This is a genomic window from Candidatus Phycorickettsia trachydisci, assembly GCF_003015145.1.
GTDB classification, from domain to species: Bacteria; Pseudomonadota; Alphaproteobacteria; order Rickettsiales; family Rickettsiaceae; genus Phycorickettsia; species Phycorickettsia trachydisci.
This window is the reverse complement of sequence record NZ_CP027845.1, coordinates 1,160,573-1,180,289: the sequence shown is the minus strand read 5'-3', so window position 1 is coordinate 1,180,289 and position 19,717 is coordinate 1,160,573. Positions and strand designations below refer to the sequence as shown.

At 33.5% G+C, this 19,717-nt stretch carries 12 protein-coding genes; 7 read left to right on the top strand and 5 right to left on the bottom strand.

All coding sequences use genetic code 11. The features are described from left to right. Positions 1–39: 39 nt before the first annotated feature. The 4 genes from phytr_RS05085 to phytr_RS05070 all read right to left on the bottom strand — a co-directional run bounded on the left by phytr_RS05085 (position 40) and on the right by phytr_RS05070 (position 3,980). Positions 40–1,260 carry a lipoprotein-releasing ABC transporter permease subunit gene (locus tag phytr_RS05085; protein WP_106874792.1) on the bottom strand — a complete coding sequence of 407 codons (1,221 nt, stop codon included), beginning with the start codon at positions 1,258–1,260 and terminating at the stop codon, positions 40–42. A gap of 304 nt (positions 1,261–1,564) precedes the next feature. Continuing rightward, positions 1,565–1,690, bottom strand: a complete 126-nt coding sequence (locus tag phytr_RS06490; RefSeq protein ID WP_267895090.1) for a hypothetical protein — start codon at positions 1,688–1,690, stop codon at positions 1,565–1,567. A 27-nt stretch (positions 1,691–1,717) separates the two neighbouring features. Beyond that, complete coding sequence (locus phytr_RS05075) at positions 1,718–2,218, bottom strand: hypothetical protein (protein ID WP_106874790.1); 501 nt, start codon at positions 2,216–2,218, stop codon at positions 1,718–1,720. Between the two features lie 64 nt (positions 2,219–2,282). Further along, positions 2,283–3,980 (bottom strand): hypothetical protein, encoded by a 1,698-nt coding sequence (locus phytr_RS05070; protein WP_106874789.1) that lies wholly within the window; start codon positions 3,978–3,980, stop codon positions 2,283–2,285. 277 nt (positions 3,981–4,257) lie between these two features. Here phytr_RS05070 and phytr_RS05065 point away from each other — a divergent pair, with 277 nt between their 5' ends. From phytr_RS05065 to phytr_RS05035, 7 genes are all read left to right on the top strand, one after another. Next, entirely contained in the window at positions 4,258–10,425 is a 6,168-nt protein-coding gene (locus phytr_RS05065; protein ID WP_106874788.1) for a MobA/MobL family protein, read from the top strand. A 59-nt stretch (positions 10,426–10,484) separates the two neighbouring features. Further along, a complete protein-coding gene (locus phytr_RS05060; RefSeq protein WP_106874787.1) occupies positions 10,485–11,867 on the top strand; it encodes a tetratricopeptide repeat protein in 1,383 nt (460 codons plus the stop codon). A gap of 55 nt (positions 11,868–11,922) precedes the next feature. Then, positions 11,923–12,870, top strand: a complete 948-nt coding sequence (locus phytr_RS05055) for an Rpn family recombination-promoting nuclease/putative transposase (protein WP_106874786.1) — start codon at positions 11,923–11,925, stop codon at positions 12,868–12,870. A 1,072-nt stretch (positions 12,871–13,942) separates the two neighbouring features. Next, positions 13,943–14,374 (top strand): helix-turn-helix domain-containing protein, encoded by a 432-nt coding sequence (locus phytr_RS05050; protein WP_106874785.1) that lies wholly within the window; start codon positions 13,943–13,945, stop codon positions 14,372–14,374. A gap of 107 nt (positions 14,375–14,481) precedes the next feature. Beyond that, on the top strand, positions 14,482–14,733 hold the full coding sequence (locus tag phytr_RS05045) for a type II toxin-antitoxin system Phd/YefM family antitoxin (RefSeq protein WP_106874784.1): 252 nt from the start codon (positions 14,482–14,484) through the stop codon (positions 14,731–14,733). Beyond that, the gene (locus tag phytr_RS05040; RefSeq protein WP_106874783.1) at positions 14,733–14,987 is read left to right on the top strand and encodes a Txe/YoeB family addiction module toxin; all 255 of its coding nucleotides are present in this window, start codon (positions 14,733–14,735) and stop codon (positions 14,985–14,987) included. The genes phytr_RS05045 and phytr_RS05040 overlap by 1 nt, the downstream gene beginning before the upstream one ends. A gap of 56 nt (positions 14,988–15,043) precedes the next feature. Next, the gene (locus phytr_RS05035; RefSeq protein WP_106874782.1) at positions 15,044–18,205 is read left to right on the top strand and encodes a tetratricopeptide repeat protein; all 3,162 of its coding nucleotides are present in this window, start codon (positions 15,044–15,046) and stop codon (positions 18,203–18,205) included. Positions 18,206–18,290: 85 nt separating this feature from the next. Here phytr_RS05035 and phytr_RS05030 read toward each other — a convergent pair whose 3' ends face one another. Beyond that, positions 18,291–19,646, bottom strand: a complete 1,356-nt coding sequence (locus phytr_RS05030) for an ankyrin repeat domain-containing protein (protein WP_158706876.1) — start codon at positions 19,644–19,646, stop codon at positions 18,291–18,293. Positions 19,647–19,717: the final 71 nt, after the last annotated feature.

Here is a 19,717-nt window from a genome sequence, read left to right as displayed (position 1 = left end):
AAGCTTTTTTTGCATATGCTTTCTAACTTTGGGATTGTTTTACTCATGTCGCAAGATTTCTACAGGGTTCAAGTTTGCTGCTCGATAAGCTGGATATATTGTAGCTAAAAAGCTGATGCCTAAGGATATGCTGCTGACTAGTATAACATCAGAGGTCTCAATTTGAGCTGGTAAGGTGTAGAGAAAGTAAATGGCTGAGTCAAAGATAGGAATGCCGGTAAAGTACTCTAGAAAGTGACGTATACCTTCGATATTGCGTATGATTGGAATGGCTATGACGATCCCGGCAAAAGTGCCTATGATACCTAGCATGGAACCGCTGAGCATAAAGATCAGCATTATGGAATTTTTAGATGCTCCAATAGTCCTTAAGATAGCAATATCTTTACTTTTGTTTTTTACTAGCATGAAAAGGCTTGAGATAATATTGAAAGATGCGACCATGATTATAAGGCTCAAGACCATGCCCATAGCTGTTTTCTCTATCTTTAGTGCAGAAAGTATACTTTTGTTTGTAATTTTCCAGTTACTAATTGAATCTATGTGGCCGACTAAGTCTTGCTGTAAAATTTTTGTATAAGCATCTACTTGGTCAGGATTATCGGTATATATTTCAAGCATTTTAGGTCTGTCAAATACCTTTTGAGCTGTTTCAATTGGGATAATTATATTTGCAGCATCGTATTCGCTAAGGCCACTAGATATAATTCCTGCTACTTTTAGTTCTTTTGATTTAGGTAATGAGCCGAAAATTGATGCTCTTGTTTCTGGTACAAGTAGCGTTACAGCGTCTCCTGTCTTTAAACCAAGATTTATGGCTAGTTCTTTGCCTAAAAGGACTGTGTTAGGATCATTTAAGGTTTTAGCTTGTTTTGATAGATTTTTAGATAATTGTTTTTTTAAGATAAAATCACTTTCGCTTAAGCCTTTTACCATAACACCAGTGTTATGATCTGGAGTAGATAATAGGCCTTGTCCTTCTATTGTAAAACCTATACCGGTTACAAATTTATATCTTGCTACTTTATCTTTTAAATATTCGGGATCATCTCCTTGTAATACAATATGACCATTAGTACCTACGGTGCATCTAATTAGCTCATTATGAAAGCCGTTCATGATGGACATAACGATAATTAGGGCAGCTACTCCAATTGTTGTGCCTACTAAAGAGAAGGCAGATACGAAAGAAATGAACCTATCTCCTGCTTTTGGGAAGAAATATCGGAAGGCTATTTTTAGTACGAAGTTTAGGTTCATAAATAGTTGTTATGTTTATAAAAGCTTTGTTGATTAAATGATATCATACTCTTTTTCTAATAAATTTAGATAAGGCTCAAAGCGGTAGATTCTGTTTCTTTTGTTTACAATTTTTTCTGATACAAAATTTAGCTTTATAAATACTTTTAAAATGTTATGTATGGTATTGTAAACCTTATCTAAATTATTGCTTATTTCACTCACACTAGTAATAGGGTTTGCAAATAAAAAATCCAAGACTAGGTTTGCGGTATCTCTCATTTTCTTGAGGCTTGCATCCTCTCTTACTATAATTTTGAGCTCTTTATTGAGATCCTTTTTCGATTAGAAGTGTAGTAAGAAGTTGAGTGATTTTACTAAAATCTTTTTCCTCAATACTATCTTCTAGAAAGTGGGTGTAATATATAACATCATCTAAATATGGTGACATAAAAATATTTTTACTGATAAAAGTGAATCAGCCCTTATCTTCAACTGTTTCGCCTATTAAGTCTTGATCTGTTAAATCATTTAAAATTTCTTCTCTCAATCTCCATGCTTGTTCCATATTTTTATCAGTTTCGGAATGTTCTTTAATAAAATCTTCGAAATTTTTAAATATATCGAATAAGGTCTGTTGTGCAGGATGACTGGTCAATATAAAGCTTTTTTCATCCTGTAATAGGTTAGCTAGTATAGTTACTTGAAGTGCAGTAATTGTGTCATTTACGTTGATGAATTCTTTTATTAATGTGTGTAGCTTTTGGTGTTCTCCTTTTTTAAGGTATGCAGATATTAAAATTTTTTCAGCTTCAAAAAAAGATTTGATAGTTTTTAGGTCTGCTTTATTGTCTGATTTTAAAAAGTGTCCTTGAATCCATTTGTATATATTGCCATCGTGGTTTTCAATAGATTCATTTAAGAATCTTACAAAACCTCCGGTATCATCTAAATAATTTTCTAAGGTATTTTTAAGCATAGGCTTTCATATAATTATTTATTAAATTATATCACAAAACCTAAAAAATTTACTTGTTATTTTTTTAACCTATTAATTGATAATAATAATCGTTTTGATCAAGATTATGTTGCGTGCCATCTGTAGTCCATGTAGTTTCCCTATGCTCACTTTCGCTGCTACCATCGCTGCTAATGTAGCCTTGTTGTGATTTGATCCATAAGTCAGTTTCTTCAATATGAGCAGTAAATTCTTTGATGCTAATGCCATAGGCAGATGCAACAATTTCTCCAAAAGAATTGAGTATAAGGGATGGATAATTTTTTTCATTTTCTCCAAATCCTTTTAGAAAATAAGTAAAAGCTAATAAAGATAACTTGAAATGATCTATCATTTTTTCTGCTATTAAGCTAGTATCTTTGCCTTCTTGGCGAAATACTACTTGTTTATTGTAGTGTTTAGCATTTTTTATTTGCTCTTGACGATATTCTTTTCCTTTTTTGATACAATATTGTGTCGTATTTCCTGCTTTTAAAAACACTGTTATACTTTTTTGATCCTTAGATGGGTGTTTAGCTGGGACAAAAACTTCTTGTTCTAAAGGTTTGAAGTCAAATAACAAATATAGATGTTTAGCTATGTGGTATTTTAGTAGCTCCTTAATTTGATTTTTTGGTAAGGATTTGTTGTACTTTTTTGTTTCAAGGGTATATGGTTTATATAGTTTAAGTCTTGCGTTATGTTTTGCGTTATACTGGGCTAAATCAGAGTTGTAATCTATTTTTTGTCTAAATTTAAAAATAATACTATCAAGTATATTTAATGCTTTAATGGTTTTTTTAACCAAGGCTCCTTCATTATATACAATTCTGATTTTGTAATTTAATGTTTCTACCTTCATTTTATTCTTGACTTCATAAGGAGTAAGAACCTCGAATTCTGATGTTTTTCCTTCTTGTGCTTCATCTGCTGAGTTGTATAGGCGTATTTCGTATGCTAATGTGTTACCTTCTGTAGGGAAGGAAATTAAAGGTTTTTGATTAAATAAGGTAAAAATAAACCGCGCAAGTGATTCGCAAGCTATTGCATAAGTGTTTGTGTCATCGATAGCTTTTTGTAGGTATTGCATCGCGTTTTTGATAAATTTACTTTTTCTTTCTGTATATAATTTTTCTAGTTTCGGACGGTATGGGGCTATAGCAGTAATGATTTCGAGGCTTAATCTTTCTGTTTGTTGAGGACTAATTAAATAATAGGTATTTTTGCTTGTGACCATTTTGATTTTATAAAAGTCTTCTTTTAGTCCGTATTTTTCATACTCTGTTTGTACTAGACAAATTCCCTTATCATCTTGCATAAATACCATAATATTTTTACTTAAATCGGCTAATAATTGTTTGGGAGAAGGGAGGGTTTTAACACGTAGTTTTATAAGTTGTTTTAAAAAAGCATAAGGCGTAATATGACGCATTTGTAGTTTGGGGCTACCTGTAACTGGAGTGCGTCCAAGTACTATCAAATCGTTTTGGTAATCGTTAAAAGTTATATCTACTAGTACATTGTTGCTTACATCTATTTCTAATATGTTCTTTAAAAATATTATGATTTTATGTTTTTCGATTTTATGTTGTTGAGATAGTTTTTCTTGTAACTCAAGTATTTCTAATTTTTGCGTATGTATTATCTTTTTTTGTTCTTCAATCTTTTCTTCTAGTAAAGATATTTTCTGCTTTTTAGTTTTAGCAGAAGGTAATTCAGTAAGGTTATCGAACTTTCTTTTCATGATAAGGTATATACAATATGAAAAAATATAGCATAAAAGAATAAAAAAGTCTATACAGGGTCAAATAAGGATGGTAATATTAGTTTTAATAGCGCACTTATACATGTATGCTGCAGGCATACATGTTGAAGGGTGCGAAAGTGCGTCAACGAAAATGTTGTGATTGAGGTGATCCTAGCTGAAATTAGGGGGGTAAAAAGATAATGAGAGATTTGGTGGTAGTGGGAGTAGAAGAAATAGTAGAAGTAACAAAATTAGTAAAGCAAAGGGAATAAAGGTGGCAATATATCACTTCAGTACAAATCCAATTCAAAGAAGTAAAGGAGAGAGCGCAGTGGGAGCTGCTGCGTATCGTGCTGGGGTGAAATTAGTGCAAAAGATTGTAGATCCTGCTACTGGAGCTGTAAGAGAAAAGATTCATAATTATGAAAATAAGAAAGGAGTTGTTCATAAGGAAATATTGGTGCCTGAAGGGTTTGTAAAGGCTGAGTGGTTAAAAGATAGGCAAGAGTTGTGGCAAAGGACTGAAGATTCAGAGATTAGGAAAGATGCTCAGCTTGGAAGGCAGATAGTAATAGCATTGCCTAAGGAATTAAGTGAGGAAGAAAATATAGAGCTAGCCGTTAATTTTGCTAAGGAAGTTTTGGCTAAAGATGGAATGGTTGTGGACGTAGCTGTGCATTATGATAATCCAGATAATCCTCATGCACATTTGTTGATGACAATGAGAGATTTGGAGTTTGATAAAGAAGGGGAGGTGGTATTTGGTGGTAAAAATAGAGATTGGAATAGTAAGCAGAAGATATTTGAATGGAGAAAGGCTTGGGAGAAATGTTTGAATAAGGAATTGAGTATCAAGGGATTTGATATGGAGGTATCGGCTGCTTCATTTAAGGATAGGGGTATAGATTTGGTTGCAACAAAGCATGAAGGTAAGATTCGTCATATTGCTAGGGTGATGCGAGTTCAGGCTTATAACGAGCAGGTAAGACTGGCTAATTTGGAAGTAATTCGTGAAAATCCTGAGATGCTTATAGACATGCTTCAAAGCCGCAAGGGTGTCTTTAATAGAGATGATATTGTTAAGGGGTTTAAGGGGGTATTGTTTGAGAGTTGTGGTGGCAGGCTTACTATATCAGAAGAAGAAGAGTTGGTGCGTGGTGTTGAGGGTATTATGAACTCAGAGAAGCTTGTGAGGGTTAGTGATAGAGGCTTTGGTGGTAAGGCTATGTATGCTGGAAAGCGCCAAGTTGAGAAGGAAGCGGAGTTAGTTAGAGCTGCAAATGAGCTAAAGAGTAGGTATGGTCATATGATTGCTGTGCCTGAAGGTGGAAAGATTGATGAGGGCTTAAGCGTGCAGCAAGAATTTGTTGTCAAGGGGGTGCTTGAGTCAAGTGATTTAGCTATTGTTCAAGGGTTGCCTGGTGCTGGTAAGTCTACTATTGCTAAGACAATAGCAAAGGAATATGAGAAGCTTGGATATAGAGTGTTGGGAACTGCGGTAACTGCTGCTGCATGTAAAAATTTGCATGAAATTACTGATATGCAAGTTCAGACAATAGCTCATATGAAGACTAGATGGGATTGGCTTGAGAAGGATGGTAAGGCGATAGATTTTGGCTCTCGAGATGTACTGATTATAGATGAGATGTCTATGGTGTCTTTAAGTGATATGGGTTATCTGTTAAGTAAAGCTGCAGAGAAAGGAGCTAAGGTTATAGCTTTAGGTGATGTGAATCAGTTTGCTGCTATTAAAGAACATGGTGCTGCTAGTAAGCTAATTGAGATAGCAGATGTGTTTGAGCTTAATCAAGTTAAGAGGATGAAGAATCCACAGCACAGTAAAGCAGCTGAGATGATGGCTGATAAGAAGATAGAGGAGGCTATAGAGGTTTTAAGTCAGCAGGGAGTGTTTAAGCTATCGTCTAGTAGGGTGGTTGCTAGAGAGAATTTAGTGCTTGATTACGTCAGTAAGTATGCGGAGCTTGTTGAGGATGGAGAGGGTAAATATTTAGGTTTGAATAAGAAGATGGTGATACTTGCTCATACAAATAAGGAGGTGAATGCATTAAACAAGATGATTAGATCTGAGCTTAAGTCTTTAGAAGTTTTAGATGCCCAGGATAAGCAGGTGAAGGTTGGATCTAGGAGGATGAGCTTTGCTGTAGGTGAGCAGGTGGTTTTTGGAAAGAATGATAAGGATTTAGGCGTAATCAATGGAGATGTTGGGGTGATCAATGGTATTAAGGAATTTGATGAGTATTCAGGCGGGAGATATGCGGATGTTAAGGTGAAGCTGAGTACGGGTAAGCTGGTTACGATCAATACAAAGGAATATAAGGATATAAGTTATGGGTATGCAATAACTGCTTACAAAGGTCAAGGAGGTACTTATGAATATGTTTACGTTGTTCATGAGAAGGGTCTAAGGTACGAAGCTTTTAATGTAATGATAACCCGTCATGAGAAGGGCCTGATTGTTTACGTTAACGAAGAGGATTTAAAGATCAAAAGCGTTTTACAAGATGCTAAATTTGTAGAACTTGTGAAAAAGTTAGCTAGTACGTTAAGTCTAGATAGTACAAGTGGCCTTGTTATAGACCATGATTTTGAGTCTGTAGAGGCAAAGAATATCCAGCATTATTTGGGAATTAAGGCTGAAGTTAAAGAAGAGGTGGAGCTGTTTAATAAATGGAAAAAGACGCAGATTGCAGAAAAAGGATTTGTTCCTAAGTCTAGCGCTTATGACAACATGGATAGCTTTACCCATAAGGTAGCTTTAAGAAAAGCTGCGGCTAGTATGATACTTGCTGATTTTGATAAGCATAATCGGCTGCTTAAGGTTGCTGGAGTTAGTAAGGGATTGTTGGAGGTTCATGCTGGTAATAAAGAGAAAAATTTGGATGTTAAGCATTTTAGGCTGGTAAGTAGTAACTGGAAAGAAAGCGCTTTAGATTTGACTCAAAAATGGTTAGAGCATCAGGATGATTTGATAGATAAGTTAGCGGCTAAGGAAACGGAGCTACATAGTTTGCAAGTAGAGCATGAAGCTGAAGAATTAAAGTTAAGGTATTTAAATCATTATATATCCTCTCATATGTCTTATTTACAGCGTGTATATAAAGATGCATATCATAAGATACATGATCAATGGGATGAGCTTCAGAAGAAATATGGAGCAAAAAGATTGGTTCAGATGGTTAATAAAAATCCGCAGCTTTTGGGTGAATTTAGAGGTAAGTTTGGTTGGTATGGGTCAGATGAAGAAAGAAAAGAAGCAAAAAGATTGGCTGTAAATATTGGAGATAGCATGCGTCTAGCTTCTGATAATCAAGATAGTTGTATAGCTCATAATGATTTAATGGATAAAAAAGGCTTGGGGACAAAAATAGAAAAGCTGTCTTTGGAGGTGAGTAATATGGAGAAGTTGCTTGCTTCTAAAAAGGATTATAAGTTCATGAATAGTTTAAAAATCTCTCCAGAAATATTAGAAAGGAAAGCTGATTTAGGTAAATGGCAGTCCTTATTGCTTGGAAGTGGTATTGTTGATGATAACGCCTTATCTGGTTTGGTGGAAGAGGTGAAGTTTAAGCAAGCTAACACTTTGTATAAAAATATTTGGAGGTATAAAAGTGTTCAAAATGGATTAAATGATTTGGTTTTACGTATAGCTGATTGGTATAGTAAGGAATCATTGGAATACCCAAGTACTCATTTGTTCTTTGAATATAAGAGAGAGCTGAAGGACTTATGGGTAGATATAACGTCTAAAGAGGGTTGGCAAGGAGTTGTTAAAGCTAGGGGGTTATTTGAAGGGTGTTTGAAAGGTGATTTGACTGAAGAAAGAGATAGGATCGTTAATCGTTTGAGCAAGGGTGTTAGCAAGGAAAATATAGCGAGGCTTGCTGATATCTATTTGAATGAAAGGGTAAAAATTTGTGAAAAGTTCATAGAACATAAATCTAGTTACTTTAATCTTAAAAAGGAGCTAAATGATAAGGAGCAACAAATAAAGATCTTGCAAGGTAAAAAACAAGGAGAACTGGGTAATTTAAATAATATTTATCAAGAGGGAGCTAATGAGATATTAAGTGAGTTCAAAAAATTACAAAAAGTAGAAGGTGATAAGGCTATAGATATGGTTAACCACGATCCTGAGGTACTTGGAACATACAGAGGTTTTGGTATAGGCAAAATCATAAGGACTATGGATCGAGTTAGGGCTCATGAATTAAGTCAAGGTGTTGCTAGTTCTATATCAAGCATCTTTAAATTAGAGTCTGAGATTGAAGCCCTAAAGACAGAAATATCAAAAGGTGGTTATCAAGCTAAAATAAAGGATTTGGATCACAAGGCTTTTGTAATGCAAATCCATGACTTGAGTACTAAAACTTTACAAAACCTACAAAAATTAAAAAATAAGCAAATTGACCGTGATAGCTTAGAAACCTTGGAATGTATTGCTCGTCAAAAGATAGCTGATAAGGATAGATTGTTAGGCATAGAGAATCGTTTTGAAATCAAGCAAGAGGTACTTAAGTTTGATGATGTCGTAAAGCAGCTAAGATCAAGTGATTATGAGCGCCTCTTCAGGCAGTATGCTGGCAATATAGTTGATGGTAAGGAGAATATTAGAGTTCATGGTTCTAGTATTAGCTATGGAAGTTTAAATATGAACTTAGATAATGGTTTATGGATCAGGTTCTCTACAGGCGAGTCTGGTAATATCTTCCATTTTGTACAAAAGGGTGCTGGAGTTGATAAGGTACATAGCTTACAAATAGTAGCTGATCAGGTAGGGTGTGCGGGGCTTAATGCTACGTTTATTAAAAAAGCAGAGTTGCACCCAGTAGAGCCGGAAGTAAAGCAAGAGCAGCGCTTAGTTCCAATAACCTTTAATGAAGAACTGACAAAAGAAGCTTTTGAAGAGCGTTTTGGTTATCTATGCTCTGCTAATAAGTTAGAAGCTTTGCATAGATATTGTGATGATCAAGGGAATATTTTGGGTTATGCTGCAAGGTTAATAGATAGGCAAAGCGGTAAGAAGCAGGTGTTACCAGTGGCTTACCTATATGATCAAGAGGAGAATAAAGCAAAAGTGGCGTTGAAAGCTTTTACCGATCAGAAGTTAGTATACGGCTTAGAAAAGTTGCGTGATAATAAGACAGTGTTGATTGTAGAAGGCGAGAAGACGGCTGACATAGCGCAAACCTTATTCCCAGAGATGAATGTGATTTCATGGATAGGGGGATCGAACTCAGCTTATAAGGTTGATTGGAGTGGTGTTCATGGTAAGCAGGTAGTTATATGGCCAGATAATGATGCGCCGGGTGTTAAGGCTGCTGAGATAATACATGAGAGGTTATCAGTATTAGAAAATTATAGTGGTGATAAAGTATCAATCGTTGATGTAAAGAATCTAGGTCTTCCAGAGAAATGGGATTTGGCTGATAAGTTGCCAGAGCATTTATCCAAAGAGAATATCAAGGAGTTAGTGAGCATTCATGATAAAGATTATTGCGTCAAGCAAATCAAGGAGCAGGCAAAAGAGATATCTCTAGAATTAGAGCATAAGCTGGAGAAATTGCTAGATCCTAGAGATGAGCTTAAAGCCTTACGTAAAGAATTACAGCAGTTCAAGCATCCTCGTTTGAATAAAGATATTATCAGAGATATCGCCACGGAGCATGTCTTTGAGGCTACTTTAAAGAATAATAATATGCCTCTATCAGAAGAGCAAAAAGTAGAGATATACCAACGCTTAGCTCATGATATAAAGGACATAGCTTATGAGTATGAAGCCTTGAGTTATGAGCAAATAGCAAACGATCCTGATTCTTTCAAAAGGTTTTATTCCAAAAAAGGGCCAAATAATAAGCTCTTACTACAAGAAATAAGGCAAAAGATAGAATATGAAACCCGGGTTCGTGAAATGGGAAGTGATCCTAGAGATCGTAATATGGAAAAAGATTTTGGTAAAATGCTAGAGCAAGCTCATGAGAACCATTTTGTTAAAGAGATAAGTAAAGAAAATAAAGACATAGGTCAAAGCGTAGCGGAACAGATAGCAGATTATGGTTTAAAACATGGTATGAGTAGCCTGACAACAAAACGTCTAGAAATAATGCATGATATCGCCAAAGAAGAGCATCAACACCTTGATAAAGCTATAAGTCATGGATTAGATCATCACAAGGAACTAGATATAGAGCATGATCACTTCAAAGAGATGAATCGTAACCTAGGCAGAGCCTTCCGTGATCATATGCTACACGATCATCTACATAATGATCATAACCACCATGATCATCACATAGATCATAATCATCATCAGGAGGAAATAGCCAATCGTTTAGCTCATGAAGCTTTAATGCATCATTTGGAAGAGCAGCACCGTATCCAACATGAACTAACTGTTACTCATACTCTTAAACTACATCATTAATTTCTATGATTACTAGAAAAGAGCAGTTATACTTAAGTTATTGATATTGATACGACTTTATGGCTTTAAAACAGACCTTATCCCTTTTACAAAAAGATTTAGAACAAGAAATTGTAAAGCAGTGTGAACACTTAGAAGAGATAATGTCGCAAAGCCCTGATAGTGATTTGCTGAAATTAATGGATCTTATGGCTCAGGGTAAATGTAATGAAGCCCTAAAGATGTGTAATGAACTTATCGCTAAAGATATTGAAAACCCTAAAAAGCATATCATAAAAGGTATCACTCTTTTTAGCTTGGATAGAAATAAAGAAGCAATAGATGCTTACAATATTGCGATAGGTCTGGATCCAAGTGATGCTGAGGCCTATCATAATAAAGCTAATTCCTTAGTTAAATTAGGGAAAACTGAAGAGGCTTTGAGTGAATGTGATAGAGCTATAGCTTTGGATCCAACATCTGCTATAGCCTATTATAATAAAGCCGTTATTCTTGCTGATCTGGGCAGAAGAGAGGAAGCTATAGAGTATTACAACAAGGTGTTAGAAATAGAGCCCCAAGATCTGATGGCTTTAAATAACATGGGAGTGAATTTATTTTTCTTAGGTCGCTACGAAGAGTCTATTGATTTATTTAATAGAGTCATAGCGCTTTATCCAAACGATAGTGCTATACCATATATTACAAAGGCCAGTGCATTATTCCAATTAGGGAACTGTGAAGAAGCTATAGAAGTTTGTGATCAGGCACTGAGGATAGATCCACAAGATCCCTTGATATACATTACTAAGGGTGATGCACTAGCCATGCTAGATTCAAAATATGGAGCTATGGATGCTTACAGCAAAGCGATTGAGTTCGACTTCCAAAATGCTGAAGCATATCTCAAAAGAGCTGATGCATTAGCTTCTGTAGGCAGGTATCAAGAAGCAATTACTGATTACAACAGAGCTATCAAGTTTGAGCCTGAGAATAGTAGCGCTTATATCAATCGAGGGGTCGTTTTATACCATTTAGGAGAATATCACCAAGCCATAAAGGATTTTGACAAAGCCATTAAGCTTGATCCTCATGATGTTGAGCCTTACATTAACAAAGGAAAGAGTTTATATGAGCTAGGAAAATATCGCGAAGCTATTGGGGAGGCAGAAAAAGCAATCAAACTAGATCCAGATAATGCTCCTGACTATCGCTATAACATAAGCTTAGTATTAATGAGGATTGGTAAGTATCAAGATGCTTTGAGGGAGTGTGAGAAGGGACTTAAGGTAGACCCAGAGCATAAACTGTGTTACTACAATAAGAGCACTGCTCTATATGAATTAGGGAAGTACAAAGAGGCTCTTGAAGCATGTGACAAATTATTCCAGCTGGATAATAGTTTCCCCGACATCTATAAACTCAAAACCTTAATTTTAATAGGACTGGAGAAACCAAATTAGGTATGAGATTTCAGCATTTTTGATATAATCAGTCTTATTATTTATATATAGTTTCATGAGAGATAAATCCAAGCATAGATCAAATCACGACTCATTTTTTAAGCAAAGTCTTGCTATTCCTGAAGTAGCAAGGGAAGTAATCGAAATGCATCTGCCTGAAACAATACGTAACAAGGTAGACTTAAATTCTCTCAAACAAATCCCAGAAACTTTTGTTGAAAAAAGCCTGCAAAAGCAAATAGTAGACGTACTGTTTTCTTGTTCTACAAAAGAAAACAAAGAAACAGTTTTTATCTATTTTCTTTGTGAGCATCAGCGAACTGAGGATTATTGGATGGCTATGCGATTGCTAAAATATATGTTAGCTATTTGCGATAGATTTAGGCGTGAGAATCCTGATGTCAAAAAGCTTCCTTTGATCTATCCCCTGGTTTTTTATAATGGAATTCATCCTCATAATGCTCCCCGTCATTTTTATGAATTATTTGAGTTTCCTGAGGTTGCAAAGAGTATATTAGAAGGACCTTTTGCATTAGATGATTTGACTCAAATCGAAGATGAAAAGTTAAAAGAAAACATGTGGGGAGGAACATTGTTATTCTTCATGAAATACGTGGATATAAGAAACAGGCTTGTTGATTTAGTGAAGGAAAAAAGACTAACATTAAAACAAATTCATGCTTCAAAGAATGGTGAGGATTTTTTATACGCTATTTTATGCTATAATGGTGTGGAAGAGCTAGAAATAGGTGAACAACAAAACTTACTAGAGCTTCTAGTGGATATAACAGATAAAGAAACAGCAGATAATCTTATGGGAACTTTAGCACAAAAATGGTTTGAAGAAGGCATCCAAAAAGGTGAGCAAAAAGGTAGACAAGAAGCTTCAAAGAAATTTGTCTGTAATATGCTAAAAGCTGGAATGGATTTTGATCAAATTTCCAGAATTACAGGTCTATCTGTTGCTGAAGTTAAAGAGCTGGGTAAAGCAGATAAAAAATAACATATCGCTTATATGTATGCGTATAACGCGCATTATATAACGAATATAGGTTATAATTCCATATTTCTCTTAAATTTTTTACAGCACAATAGGTTTGCTCCATGATTCTTCTATATGGGGTCCAGCGGGACAAAGGAACGAAACGCGCAATAGACTAAAATAATTACAAGGTTATTAGACTAAAATCGCAATGAAGGCTTCAATATAAGTTTTTAAGCTTATTTTAATAGGCTAAGAGAGGTTTTATTCCTAAATCATAAGAAAACATAGCAGTGCAATAAAAATATGGGTCCAGCGGGACAAAGGAACGAAACGCGCAATAGGATTTCTGTTATATCTTGAGAGAGTAGCAGGAAAGAAGGTATCGTATTACCTACCAAATTTAGTCAAAAAACATGCCGTAACTTCGGTAAATGAATCATTTTCTAGTTTTACGCATATTTTTATTGCACTGCTATGTTTTCTTATGATTTAGGAATAAAACCTCTCTTAGCCTATTAAAATAAGCTTAAAAACTTATATTGAAGCCTTCATTGCGATTTTAGTCTAATAACCTTGTAATTATTTTAGTCTATTGCGCGTTTCGTTCCTTTGTCCCGCTGGACCCTATCTAAGACAAAAAGTGTCTACATTTATGTATTAAACCTTTTTGCGCTTAAGATATTTCTAAAAATATTCAAATATCTCATAATTAATAAATACGTAAAATCTACGTACGTAGTTTACGTACGTAGTACTTAAATCATTGATTTCAAAAGCTATCTGAGGGGATAAAAAATTATTTTTAATTTTTTTAAGTGTAAGGATTGATATAGGTATTTAAGTAATAACTGACTATTTGAAAGGACATTTAAAAATATTTGATGAAGGGTTTTTATCATATATTTCCTTTTTAAGTATGTAATTTATGTTGTAGAATATAGGTTTATGGGTTACATAAAACACGTAGTAATAATATTACTATATATAACAATATATTTTATACGTATGTATGTCAATCATACATTTGTATAAAATTAAATAATTTTTGCTCTACCCAAAAGCTCAAAAAATTATTTGATTTAAGACAAAAATGATAGAAGCGATAAAAAAGGCAATAGAGAAATATATTCAAGCAAATGATATTTCTATAGCAAGGTTAGAAAAAAAGGCTGGTTTAAAGACGAATGCAATACGTAATATTTTAAATGGAAAATCACTCCAACCAAGTGCTGCAACTTTGAAAGCAATAAGTGAGGCGTTAGGTTGTTCTATCGATTCTCTACTATCTGAAGATTCAGTAAATGACTATACAGAATCAGAAAATTTAATTACAAATTTTAGATTATTTTCAGATTGTGTCGATGTTGTTTTGGATCAAATGGAAAACAAAAAATATACACCATCCTTTAAAGAACTAATTTTTTTTATTAAGGAAGTATATGATTTTTCCATTGGTAAAGAAAATCAAGAAGCTGATAAAAATTTTGCTAACTGGATAATAAATAAAAATCTAAAAGTATAGGTTACTTTAATATTCAGTATTTTGGAAATTTTAGGAATTAATACTAATCTTATTGACAATTATACGTACATGTACTATTATAAGTACATAACTAAATATATAATATTATGGAAGCTATATCTTACACAAAAGCTCGTAAGAGCTTAGCGACTCTCATGGATGAGGTTTGTGAAAATCATGATCAAGTTATTATTACTAGACAAAAACAGAAATCAGTAGTGATAATGTCTTTGGATGATTACAATGCTTTAGAAGAAACTGCCTATTTACTTAAAGGCATAAAAAATGCTCAAAGGTTAAGCAAAGCAATGGATGATTTGAAAGAAGATAAAAATTTTATACCCCAGCATATTGAATAATGGATATATTATTTCATAAAAACGCTTGGGAGGATTATGTCTATTTTTTAGAACATGATAAAAAAATTATAGTTAAAATTAATCAGATTATTAAAGATATAACACGAAATCCTTTTCATGGTATAGGCAAGCCTGAAGCCTTGAAGCATACTTTATCGGGATTATGGTCAAGAAGAATAAATCATGAGCATAGATTAGTATATACCGTTAAAGATTCTACTATTTATATCTTACAATGTAGATATCACTATTAAATTCATATTCTTAAAATTTAAGTACCGGAACTAAAGTGGCAATTTTGGGAGATAGTATGAAAGCACAACAAATATCTCAAATAAACGGCATAATATTTACTCCAAGGGAAGTAGATATAATTTCCTGTATTACTAATGTACGTGGAATGAAGAAAATTGCCGATATTCTAGGTATTTCACCGAGAACCGTTGAAGGTTACGTAAAAAATATTTTAACGAAAATTTCATCCAATTCTCAAGAAAGCATAAAAGATTTTGTCGAGAGATCTTCAGGACTGCTATTAATAAGGCAACATTATATAGACTTATTAATAAACAAATTATTCTTATCTGAACTAGCTAAATTAGCCGCAAAATTAAAAAACAGTAGTATATCATGCATTGTGAGTCATGTAGTAGATGATAAACTTGGATATATAGTTAATTGTTTAAAGTTAGCTAATGTTAATATTATTAAAAAACCTAATAAATTTGATGTAAACAACAAAAAAACTATAGTAACGTTAACGGAAAAAAATTTGTTACAATTAAAAGAGAAAGAAACGTTTGGTAATGTTATACTTATCTGCTTCGACAAGAGAGTAAAGGATGGTTCCTTAGAGGAATTTTCTGATATTAAAATTATAGATTGCTTTCGACGAGATCAAATATATTCGGCAATATTTAAAATCATAGAATTATTAGCGCCGAATATAGATATAAGTGTTTTAGTATCAGACTTTAATAAACACAAGAATAACATAATTAACTTTAGAAGTGATGTAACAACAAAATTATTAGATTCAAAGAAAGATCAAGATCTAAAAGACAAAAAATCAACTAAGAGAATAATTATGATTACCTTATTGATCATAGCAATAGCAGTAATATTATCGCTATTTATCCTAGGTTACACCAACTATATAAGTCAAAATTCTTTTCACAATATTAGCGTCAACTTTCTATTGCCGAGTAAAAAAATATTACTCGAAAGAAAAGAAATTCAGGATCGGCTGGGAAGAATATTTGCAAAATCGAATGAAATTAATACGGCTGTGTTAGTAGGCGTTGGAGGTTCTGGTAAGACTACGATTGCTCGTAATTTTGCTAGAAATCAAAAAGCTTCTATAATATGGGAACTTAATGCCGAAACTAAAAATAGCCTATCTTTGTCACTGGAGGGTTTAGCATATGCTTTGTGTAATACTAATGCTGATAAGCAAGAATTGAGAAATATTTTAGATATTAAGGATCTTGCTAATAAAAATAAGCAACTATTAATCTTTACTCAAAAACAGCTCAAATCCTTCACTAACTGGCTAATTATTTATGATAACGTTGAATCATTTAAAGATATTTGTGAGTACTTTCCGCATGATAGAAGAAGTTGGGGGAATGGGAGAGTAATCATAACGACTAGAGATGCTACTATCAAGAATAATAACTACCTAGATAACCTGAATGTAATTAATATAGAGGAGATTAGTAAGGAAGAGAAACTAGAATTATTTAAAAATATCACCGGTGATGCATCGACCAAGCGAACTCATGATCAAGAAAAAATAGAACAATTTTTAGATCAAATTCCCTCATTTCCTTTGGATGTATCAATAGCGGCCCATTATTTGAAAGATACAGGTATGGAATATGGTAAATATCTTGAGGAGATTGGATCTCCTAAAAAAGAATTTAGCAAGCTACAAAGCTCAATATTACAAGATGTTAATCAGTATACAAAGACACGCTATAACATAGTATCTTTAACATTGAAAAAGATGATGCAATCGAATAAGGCATTTAGTGATTTAGCATTATTAATTGCATTACTTGATTCTCAAGATATCCCTGAAGAATTGCTTGTTCTTTTTAAAGATCAATACGTTGCTAGTGATTTTTTGAGAAGTTTAAAAAAGAATTCATTGATTACTAATATCAAATATAAGGATAACGCACAAAAAGGCATTGATAACTTAGCGAGTTTTTCTATTCACCGTAGTACGCAGATTAATATTTTGGCTGACATTATAGGATCATTGAGTACCAAGAAAAAGCATGAAGTTCTATCTGTTATTCTAAATAACATCCAATCCTATATATTGAAGCAAATAGATTTAGAAGATTCAGCGGGATTAAAGAATTTTATTAGACACTGTGAGACTTTATCAAATAAACAGAATTTACTAGACAAAGAGGATTTGGTTTCGATAGATAATGCTTTAGGGATTATATATTATTACCTGGGTAATGATAAGCAAGCGCAACGTATTTTAAAGACAAACCTCGATATTAATAAGCAAGACGAAGAAACGGCCTTGATATTAACGCATTTAGGTGCAATCTACAGAAAAATAGGTCAAGATTATCAAACGGCTATCGAATACTTAAAAAGAGCCGTAGAAATTTATAATATCATATCACTAGATAATCCAAGAGAAGGTCTGGCTCTTACACATTTGGGGAATACTTATAGAACCTTAGGTGATTTTCAAAATGCTATAGAAGCTTTGCAAAAGAGTGTAAATATTTATCATAAACAACCAGGTTATTATGCAGGAGAAGCAAGGGCTTTAGGGTACTTAGGAGTCGCTTATCGTGAACAGGGGAATTTAGTGAAGGCTAAAGATTTACTAGAGGAAGCTATTAGCCTTTATAATAAAGGGAACTATCCTAAATATAGTTCTGTGTATGCCGGAACTTTAGCACATTTAGCTATCACATACAGGATGATGAAGCAATACGATAAAGCTAAAGGTATTCTGAAAGAGAGTGTTGAAATATATAAGCAAATTAGGCCTGAAAATCACCCTGATATAGGGAGGAATATATTGAATCTAGGTATAATTTACGGTGAAATTAAAAATAATACTAAAGCCAAAGAATTGTTAGAGAAAAGTCTTAATGATTATGAAAATAACTATGGTAAAGATCATATAGAGACTGGTAAAGTGCTGAATCATTTAGGTAGATTTTATATACTAGCTAAAAATTATGAAGACGCTGAAATGGTACTTAAAAGAGCAAGTAATATCTTGCAACAAAACTCTCATCCAGAAAGTTATAGGTCATTTGAATTATTGGGTGACTTATATATGAGCAACATAGGAAAACAACCTATATTAAATAAACAGGTTGCAAGAATCAATTATGATAAATCATTAAAGTTAGCTCTAAAATACTTTTTAAAGGATTCGTTGAATGTTAAAAGGATTAAAGGGAAAGTTGAGGACTGTATTGCCTAAAAGTCAATACAGTTTTGATGAGTTTAGCTTTCATTTATTGTATCTTTCATGTTTGATAACGAATTATAGTTAGATGTATAGAGTACTAAGCGGCGTCTATTGTATCAATTACAGTATTGCCTGATAGTTCAGTTTTATAATCTAACTGATCTGATGATCCATTATCCTCAGCTATTTCTGTAGTAGATAAGTCGATTTCTTGTTCTACTAACTGCACTATATCTAATACTTTTTGGTCGTTATGAGTTTGACTATAATCTTGGAGATTTTTTAAAAGATTGGCTTTTGCAATAGCCTTTTGTTTTTCATAGCCATCAACAGCAAATATCGCTTTGATATTATTTTCGTCTGTGAAAAATTGGCGTACAGGATAACTTTCCAAGTCTATTTTGATATCTCGAGAGTTAGTTAGTAGTAAAATGACCTTGTTTTGAACTAGTTCGTTATCTAACTTATGTAATATAATTTTCTTAAGCGGGTTCCAGGTTTTAGAATCAAATCGATTAATATCAGCTCCGTTTGCTATTAAAAATTCTAAAATTTCCAAATCGATATTTGCAGATCTTATAGGCTCCTTGTATCTACATTCAAACATCCCCTCTAAAGGAGTTACTCCAAAATTATTTTCAGCATTAATGTCGGCATTGTTGGTTACAAGGAATTTGGTTGCTTCTAAATTCTTCTTCAAGATAGCCTCGTGCAAGGGTGTATATCCATCATCATTTTTTAAATTAATGTCAGCACCCCCTTCTAAAAGTGCTTGAGCTACTTCTAAGTGAAACCCTAGCCAAAGCTTTTGATGTAATGGGGTGTTTCCTTGCCAATTTTTATGATTAGGATTTGCTCCGTGTTCTAGAAGTAATTTAGTTATTTCCCCCGATCGAGCATAGTGTAATGCGATATTAGCATAATCATCTTGTATATTTACATTTGCTCCTCTTTCTAATAGTAACGCTACAATTTCGGGATCATTATGCATGACAGCAAGATGTATTAAGGCCCTGCCATTTGGATCACAAGTATTGACAGGCAATTTATCTATTAGCCAATTTATTGCGTCAACTCTATTCATAACAAAGGCAGTCATCATTATCGAGTCTGGATCTTTGATATCAGAGGCTTCAAAATATTGCAGTAAGCTACTATCTAAAAAACCATCAATGATGAAGTCAAGTAAACTAACTTTGGATTCATCACCGTAAAGATTAATATAAGGATTAATATCTTGACCTGCCTTCTTAAGTTCTATAATTTCTTTTTCAATCTCTTTTGAAAGTTGTGCAGTTTGTTCAAATAATTCTTCCCAAACTTTGTCCGTTTGGTTAAATAATTCTTCTTTCATCTCAGGATTATCTTCTAAAAACTGATTTTTCCATAAATTTTCAACTCTTTCGTGAGCTGTTTTCATGTAGTTAAAGAGTTTGTCTATAGAGCTTGTCATATACATACTTGATAGTTTAATTATTATGCAAAAATAACATAATCAAAATATAGTTTCAATAAGAAAAGCAC

Bases quoted from the DNA above. Each gene is read 5' to 3' on its own strand.
- phytr_RS05085 (WP_106874792.1), bottom strand. From the start codon at position 1,260: ATGAACCTAAACTTCGTACTAAAAATAGCCTTCCGATATTTCTTCCCA.
- phytr_RS06490 (WP_267895090.1), bottom strand. From the start codon at position 1,690: ATGTCACCATATTTAGATGATGTTATATATTACACCCACTTTCTAGAA.
- phytr_RS05075 (WP_106874790.1), bottom strand. From the start codon at position 2,218: ATGCTTAAAAATACCTTAGAAAATTATTTAGATGATACCGGAGGTTTT.
- phytr_RS05070 (WP_106874789.1), bottom strand. From the start codon at position 3,980: ATGAAAAGAAAGTTCGATAACCTTACTGAATTACCTTCTGCTAAAACT.
- phytr_RS05060 (WP_106874787.1), top strand. From the start codon at position 10,485: ATGGCTTTAAAACAGACCTTATCCCTTTTACAAAAAGATTTAGAACAA.
- phytr_RS05055 (WP_106874786.1), top strand. From the start codon at position 11,923: ATGAGAGATAAATCCAAGCATAGATCAAATCACGACTCATTTTTTAAG.
- phytr_RS05050 (WP_106874785.1), top strand. From the start codon at position 13,943: ATGATAGAAGCGATAAAAAAGGCAATAGAGAAATATATTCAAGCAAAT.
- phytr_RS05045 (WP_106874784.1), top strand. From the start codon at position 14,482: ATGGAAGCTATATCTTACACAAAAGCTCGTAAGAGCTTAGCGACTCTC.
- phytr_RS05040 (WP_106874783.1), top strand. From the start codon at position 14,733: ATGGATATATTATTTCATAAAAACGCTTGGGAGGATTATGTCTATTTT.
- phytr_RS05035 (WP_106874782.1), top strand. From the start codon at position 15,044: ATGAAAGCACAACAAATATCTCAAATAAACGGCATAATATTTACTCCA.
- phytr_RS05030 (WP_158706876.1), bottom strand. From the start codon at position 19,646: ATGACAAGCTCTATAGACAAACTCTTTAACTACATGAAAACAGCTCAC.